Annotated in this window: 5 protein-coding genes and 1 pseudogene; 3 read left to right on the top strand and 3 right to left on the bottom strand. The window is 66.0% G+C overall.

What is annotated here, in order from left to right; all coding sequences use genetic code 11:
- Positions 1–175 precede the first annotated feature (175 nt).
- Together FQU96_RS41800 and FQU96_RS41795 are read left to right on the top strand one after the other, a co-directional pair.
- Positions 176–1,732 carry an ABC transporter substrate-binding protein gene (locus FQU96_RS41800; RefSeq protein WP_146547371.1) on the top strand — a complete coding sequence of 519 codons (1,557 nt, stop codon included), beginning with the start codon at positions 176–178 and terminating at the stop codon, positions 1,730–1,732.
- A gap of 111 nt (positions 1,733–1,843) precedes the next feature.
- A complete protein-coding gene (locus FQU96_RS41795) occupies positions 1,844–3,523 on the top strand; it encodes a N,N-dimethylformamidase beta subunit family domain-containing protein (RefSeq protein ID WP_255468897.1) in 1,680 nt (559 codons plus the stop codon).
- A gap of 75 nt (positions 3,524–3,598) precedes the next feature.
- Here FQU96_RS41795 and FQU96_RS41790 read toward each other — a convergent pair whose 3' ends face one another.
- Genes FQU96_RS41790 through FQU96_RS41780 form a run of 3 tightly spaced genes read right to left on the bottom strand, consistent with a single transcriptional unit; the run spans position 3,599 to position 6,870 of the window.
- Positions 3,599–5,764 carry a xanthine dehydrogenase family protein molybdopterin-binding subunit gene (locus FQU96_RS41790; protein WP_146547370.1) on the bottom strand — a complete coding sequence of 722 codons (2,166 nt, stop codon included), beginning with the start codon at positions 5,762–5,764 and terminating at the stop codon, positions 3,599–3,601.
- Between the two features lie 11 nt (positions 5,765–5,775).
- Positions 5,776–6,231, bottom strand: coding sequence for a (2Fe-2S)-binding protein (locus FQU96_RS41785; RefSeq protein ID WP_146547369.1), 456 nt, complete (start codon positions 6,229–6,231; stop codon positions 5,776–5,778).
- Between the two features lie 48 nt (positions 6,232–6,279).
- Entirely contained in the window at positions 6,280–6,870 is a 591-nt protein-coding gene (locus FQU96_RS41780; RefSeq protein ID WP_178131206.1) for a hypothetical protein, read from the bottom strand.
- Positions 6,871–7,135: 265 nt separating this feature from the next.
- Between FQU96_RS41780 and FQU96_RS41775 the strand changes: the two are divergent.
- A pseudogene (locus tag FQU96_RS41775) lies at positions 7,136–7,370 on the top strand (hypothetical protein); the annotation flags it as partial.

The following is a 7,370-nucleotide window of genomic DNA, read 5'->3' as shown; positions in this document are numbered from 1 at the left end:
CATCACCACAACCAGTTTGGCACATCGATGCCGGGTGGGGGCCGTCCACACCATCATCCCGAGCGTAGCGAGGGATCTCCTGAGGATGACGCACGGTGCGCTTGTCGCGGGAGATCCCTCGCTACGCTCGGGATGACAGTTTGAACGACAACCGGAACTTTAGGGAGTGATCGATATGAAGACCATCGCAACACCGCTTCGTCTGGCCGTGCTGGCGCTGCCGTTCGCGGCCGGCCTGGCGCTGCCGTCGGCCGCATGGGCGCAGCCGAAGCAGGGCGGCACCGTGGTTTACGCCAACTTGTCCGGTCCGGGCACGCTGGATCCGCATGTCGCTGCCAGCCTGGTCGAACTCGAGGTCATCCATCACATCTTCGAGACGCTGGTTGCGATCGACGCCGACTACAACACCAAGCCGTCGCTGGCCGACACCGTGTCGACCAGCCCTGACGCCAAGATGTTCACCTTCACCCTGCGCAAGGGCGTGAAGTTCCAGAACGGCAAGGAGATGACGTCGGCCGATGTGCTGGCGTCGTTCGAGCGTTACAAGCGCGTCAGCCCCAACGCCAGCGTGTTGGCCGACGTCGAGCGCTTCGAGGCGCCCGATCCCTATACGTTCGTTGTCCGTCTGACCAAGCCCAACGCGGTCTTCGTCGACATCCTGAAATCGCCGGTCTATCCCTTCGCCATTGTTCCCGCCGAGCAGCGCGACAAGGCAGCCCGCGAACTGGACATCGTCGGCACCGGTCCGTTCACCCTGGGCGAGTGGGTGAAGGACAGCCACCTCGTCCTCAAGCGCTTCGACGGCTATGTCGCCGATACGCGCTCGCCCGGTCCCGATGGTCTCGCCGGCCGGCGCACGGCCTATCTCGATTCGGTGCGCTACAACTTCGTGCCGGAGGCCAACACGCGCGTGGCGGCGATGCAGTCCGGCGGTGCCGATGTGATGGCCGACGTGCCGCCCGACCTGGTCAAGCGCCTGGAGGGACGTCCCGAGCTCCAGGTGCTGAAGATTTTCCCGTTCTGCATGCAGGTCTTCGTCGTCAACACGCAGCAGGGGGCAACCAAGAATCCGCTGGTGCGGCAGGCGATCTCGGCGGCGCTCAACGCCACGGATGTGATCGACGCGACGGGTGTGCTGGCGCAGACCAGCCACTCGCTGGTCTATCCGAGCAGCCCTTACTACCAGGGCGATGCGATGAAGCCCTATTACGACCAGAACAACCCGGCCAAGGCCAAGGAGCTGTTGAAGAAGGCCGGCTACAACGGCGAGAAGATCACGCTGCAGACCAACTCCAACTACAACTACATGCGCAGCGCCATCCTGGTACTGGCGGAGCAGTTGAAGGCGGCGGGCATGAATGCCGCCGTCGATGTCGTCGACTGGACCACCAACGCCAGCAACATGCAGCGCGGTACCGGCACCTGGAACGTGTCGACCACCGGCTTCTGCTCGAACCCGCTGCTGGGGCCGCAGCAGTGGAAGGTGATGTTCTATACCTTCCCGCAGGTGAAGGGCGATGACGTGCTCGACGGGGCCTATGATCGATTCTACACCTCGCTCGATCCCAAGCTGCGCATCGCCGCCTGGGCCGATATCGAGAAGCGGGTGCTGGATCAGGCCTACATGATCAAGGTCGGTGACATCGGTGCCATCCGCGCCGTGAACACCAAGAGGATCGATGGCTTCACGCCATACTACCTGCCGCGCTTCTGGAACGTCTCCGTCAAGTAACCGCGTCTGTCATCCCGAGCGCAGCGAGGGATCTCCCGCGAGCGGAGACTCCATTCCCAGGAGATCCCTCGCTGCGTTCGCGATGACGGTGACACCATCAAGGATCCCCTGATGTCGACCGATTCCCGCCGGGCATCGATGCCCGAATACACGCCGATGAACGTCGTGAAGCGGCATTCCGTGGCGATGCATCCCGGCGACAACTGGCACCTGGCGCACTGGTACGAAGCGCCGCGCGAGGATCCGGCGGTGCCCGAGGTCTACACCTACACCGACGCGATCTCCTATGCGCCGGGCAGCGAAGTCGCCTTTCATAGCAGCACGACGGCGGTGCAGTGGACGATCCAGGTCTGGCGCGACGGGGTCACGCCGACCCTGGTGCACGAAGCGACGGACTTGCCGGGCCGGTTCGTCGCCGCGCCGGCGGATGCCTATCGCGACGGCTGCAAGTGGCCGGTGAGCCATCGCTGGCAACTGCCACTGGATCTGCCGTCCGGCTTCTATCGCGTGGCCTCGACCTGCGCCGCAGGTACCGGGGCCTCGTTCCTGCACCACCATTTCTTCGTCGTGACGCCCGCCGATCCGGCACCGCCGCGCGATCGCTTCCTGTTCATCCTGCCGACCTCGACATGGCTCGCCTACAACGACTGGGGCGGCGCCAATTCGTATGACGGCATCGATGGCGCGAACCGCAACCAGTTCTCGCCGACCTTGAGCACCGAGCGCCCGTGGACACGCGGCCTGGTGTGGCTGCCGCCGGGCGCGCCGCGGCTGTGCGATCCGCAGCACCGCCGCGCCTGGGAAGCGCCGCGCTATCCGACCAAGGAATGGGCCTTCACCAATGGCTTTGCCCAGTACTTCGCCTCGGCCGGCTGGGCGCAGTTCGATCGGCACTTCGCGGTCTGGGCCGAGCGCGAGGGCTACGCCTTCGACATGATCACCCAGACCGACCTGCACTACCGGCCCGAGATCCTGGCCCGCTACGGCACCGCCGTCATCGTCGGTCATGACGAATACTGGACGGCCGACATGCGCCGCACCGTCGATGCCTTCGTCGACGGCGGCGGCAAGCTGGCGCGCTTCGCCGGCAACTACCTGTGGCAGGTCCGGCTCGAGGACGAGGGCCGCCGGCAGGTCTGCTACAAGGCCCGCGCGCACGACGAGGATCCCGTGCGCGGCACCGACCGCGCGCATCTGCTGACCGGCGCCTGGGAGGATCCGGCGATCGGCTGGCCCGGTGCGACGACCGTGGGCGTCAACGGCCTGCAGGGCGTCTACGCCTCCTGGGGCGGCCTCGTGCCGCGCAGCAGCCGCGGCTTCACGGTCTATCGCCCGGGGCACTGGGCTTTTGCGGGGACGGAGATCTCCTACGGCGACGTGATCGGCGGCGAGGCCGGTGTTTTCGGCTACGAGGTCGACGGCCTGGACTACACGTTCCGGCGCGGCCTGCCATACCCGACCGGCGACGATGGCGCACCGGGCACGATCGAGATCCTGGCCATGGCGCCGGCCGTGCGCGTGGAGGAGGAGCATCGCGGCGAGGGCTTCCGCTACTACCTGGGCAACGGCAGGCCGAACTCCAGCACGAAGCTGGTGCCGCCGGGCACCCCGGCCGGCGACAAGGATCCCCAGCACTACGGTTCGGGCATGATCGTCGCCATGCCGCGCGGCCGCGGCGAGGTCTTCACCGCCGGCAGCTGCGAGTGGGTGATGGGCCTGGCCCGCGGCGACTTCTGCACCCAGCAGATCACCCGCAACGTGCTCGACCGCTTCCTTGGCCGCCGCGCCTGAAGCCGGGGGCTATATCCCTCGTGCCGACGGGATGGCCGCCCGACGTGCCACGGCAGGCTGGCCTTCCGTTGCGGGTCAGGCCCGTGTTCCGCCGCCCAGCGGTAGCGATCGCAGGCGCTTGCCGGTGGCGGCGAAGATAGCGTTGGCGATTGCCGGGGCGACAGGAGCCACGCCGGGTTCGCCGATGCCGGATGGCCGCTCGAGCGACTTCACGATATGCACTTCGACCTGGGGCATTTCACGCATGCGTGTCGGCTCGTAGTCGTCGAAGTTGCTCTGCTCGACCTCGCCGTCGCGCAGCGTGATCTGGTTGCGCAGCGCCGACGACAGGGTAAAGCCGATGGCACCCTCGACCTGTGCCTTCACGATGTCGGGGTTGATCGCCACACCGCAATCCACCACCGCCACGATGCGGTCGACCTTGACCCTGGTGGGCCAGACCGTGACATCGGCGACCATGCAGATCCGGGTGCCGAACGAGACATGGTAGGCCACGCCGCGTCCCCGGCCTTCCGGCAGGGAGGCGCCCCAGCCGGATCGCTCCTTGGCAAGGTTCAGAACCGCCAGGTCGCGGGGCTTTCCGCTCAGCAGCGCGGCGCGGAAGTCGATCGGGTCCTTGCCGGCGAGGTGCGCCAGCTCGTCGATGGTGCTCTCCATCACGTGCGCCGCGTGACTGTGGCCGACGGAGCGCAACCACAGCACCGGGATCGGTGACGTCACGTTGAAGCATCGGACGTCGAAGTCCGACAGTTCATAGGCGCTATCCACGACGCCTTCGACGCTGCTCGCATCGAGATTGTTCTTCACCGCCATCGGCTCGAACGGCGTTCCCGTGAAGATGGACTTTGTCGCGATCCGGTGATCCCAGCCTGCAATGTTGCCGCCGGCGTCGAGCCCGACCTTGACGCGATGAACGACCATGGCGCGGTAGAAGCCGCCCTTGACGTCGTCCTCGCGGGTCCACACCAGGTGGACCGGCGCCCGTCCGCCATAGGCCTTGGTGATGGCGGCCAGTTCGCCGATCAGGTCTCCCGTTGGATTGCCGCGCCGGCCGAAGCTGCCGCCGCCGTGTAGCGTGTTGATCTTGATCCGGTCCGGCGTCAGGCCCAGCACGTGGGCCGCGACATGCTCGTCGATACTCTGCAGTTGGCAGCCGGACCAGATCTCCGCGCCGTCCGGCTTCAGCTCCATCGTCGCGTTCAGCGGCTCCATCGGCGTGTGGGCAAGGTAGGGAAAGGTAAACTCGGCCTCGTATGTCCGGGCCGCGCCAGCGAGTTTCGCCGCGGCATCGCCGCGCTTTTGCGCGCTGAGGCCGCTGCCGCTCATCATCTGCCGGTACTCATCGAAGATCGCGGCGCTCGAGCGGTTCTCGGCCCGGCTGGTATCCCAGCGTACCTTGAGTGCCGCGCGACCGCGGATGGCCGACCAGGTGTCCTTGGCGATCACCGCCACACCTTGCGGGACCTGCAGCACGTCGAGAACGCCGGCGACCTGTTTCGCGGCTGAAGCATCGACGCTGGCAACCGTGGCACCGAACCGTGTCGGTCGCTGAAGCACGGCTGTTACCGCGCCGGGACGCCGCACATCGAGCGCGAACAGGGTGGTCCCTGTCGTCTTGCCATCCGAGTCCAAGCGCGGGACCGTGGTGCCGATCAGCTTCCAGTCTTTCGGGTCTTTCAGCGATACCTGGGCCGGCACCGGCAGGCGCATTGCGTCGGTGGCGAACGCGCCCAGGGTTGCGCGCTTGCCGGCGGCGGCGTGGCTGAGGATGCCGTTGGCGACTGTGATGGTGCCGGCCGGCACACCCCAGCGCGCCGCCGCCGCAGCGACCAGCATGGCGCGTGCCGCGGCACCGACTTGGCGCATCTGGTCGAAGCTGCCCACCATCGAGGTCGATCCGCCCGTTGCCATGACGGGACCGAATACCAGGTTGTTGTAGAGCTGGACGTTGTTGGGGGCGAATGCGTAGCGCATCATCGTCCAGTCAGCGTCGAGCTCCTCGGCGACCAGCGTTGCCAGGCCGGTGGTGACTCCCTGGCCCATCTCGAAATATTTGCTGATCAGGGTGACGACGTTGTCCGCATCGATCTTCAGGAACACGTTGGGATCGAACGAGGCGGCGGGCGCTGCACCGTGCTGCGCCCGCGCGGTACGGCCGAGGGGAAGATAGGTCCCCAGCAGGAAAGTGCTGGCTGCCAGGGCCGAGGCACCCTTGAGAAACGTGCGTCGGGATGCGGTCATGGTCGCTTCCCTTACGTCAGCGCTTTGGCCGCTTCGTGGATGGCGGCGCGGATGCGGACGTAGGTACCGCAGCGACAGATGTTGCCCTCCATGCTGAGGTCGATGTCGGCATCCGTCGGCTTGCTGTTGCCCGAGAGCAGCGTGATCGCGTTCATGATCTGCCCGGACTGGCAGTAGCCGCATTGCACCACGTCCAGTTTCTGCCAGGCGCCGCGAACGGCATCCGCGACCTTTCCCGTAACGCCCTCGATCGTCGTGATCTGCTTGCCGGCCACGGTGCCGACCATGATCGAGCATGATCGCGCGGCTTCGCCGTCGATATGGACCGTGCAGGCGCCGCACAGCGCGCGGCCGCAGCCGAACTTGGTGCCGGTCATGTTGAGCCTGTCGCGAATCGCCCACAGCAGCGGCATCTCGGGGTCAGCGTCTACATCGTAGACCCGGCCGTTGATGTTCAAGGCAACCATGGTTGCATCTCCTTCGATCGTGATCCGGGGACGGCGTCGCCGGAAGAGTCACTGAGGGCAGGGGCCTCCGCCACGTGCCCAGGTTTTCAGCAGGTCGATGAAGGCTGGATGCGATATGGGGATCGCCTCGCGGCCGGCGCCCGGGGTCCAGGCCCACAGCACCAGTGGATCGCCCTCCAGCCCCATGTGGTGCACCAGGTCGTCAAGCGAGCGTTTGCCGTTGCGCTCGGGGTCCTTGAGTGCCCGGCAGAGATCGCCGCTGGAGAGGCCTTGCCACTGCATCGACGTCGGCGCCAGCTGCCAGTGGGGCGCGCCCGGAACACCAGACGTGGGATTATTGCCGGTCTCGTTGTGGCAGTTGCTGCAACGCATCCCGACAACACCATGATTGTCGGTGCCGCGGACAACGTTGGGAATGTGCGGCCGGCGTGAATCACCCTGCAGCGGCGTATCCACCTGGTGGCAGTTGAGGCACCGCGGGTGCTGCAGGACCTTGGCGATGCCGTCCCAGGCCGCAAGCCCTGCGGATGGCCCATTCGCGGGTTGCGGCGGCGTCGACTGCGTTAATCCGGGCCCGACCCAACCCACGGCGAGAAGCCCCAGGACGAGCAACCATCCCTTGAGCGGTATCCTGGACATCATCGACATTCCTTGAATGCCAACCAGGCGACTGGGTGATCGGCTGGCTCATCCGTATAGAACCTCAATCATATGTCGGATCCAAGAAAATATTTTGATTGCTAAGGTTTTGGGTGAACGGTCCGACGCGGGATATGTGATGCGCACCCCGCAGGTCGGAACACCCAAGACAGCGTCCCCCCGGTTTCCGCTGGCGGCGATCGCCGCCGAATTGTCATGATCAGCTGTGAGCATCCGCTCGGTTGTTGGGATCGGGAGGCTGGGTATGGCGAAATCCAAGAAATCATCGCGCGGTCGGCTGGCCGCCGTGGCGGGTCTGACCGCCGCGTTGCTGGCGTCGACGTCGGCGCTGGCGCAGGAGCTTGCGCTGAAGCGGGTGATGCTGTCGTCGGGTGGCGTGGGGTATTTCGAGTACGAAGCGTCGGTCGAGAACGATGCGACCTTGAAGCTGACCGTCAACCTGGACCAGGTGGACGACGTGCTGAAGAGCCTGGTGGTGT

Origin of the sequence: Reyranella sp. CPCC 100927 (assembly GCF_007859315.1) — a bacterium.
Taxonomy (GTDB): Bacteria; Pseudomonadota; Alphaproteobacteria; order Reyranellales; family Reyranellaceae; genus Vineibacter.
This window is presented reverse-complemented; position numbering and strand designations above follow the sequence as displayed.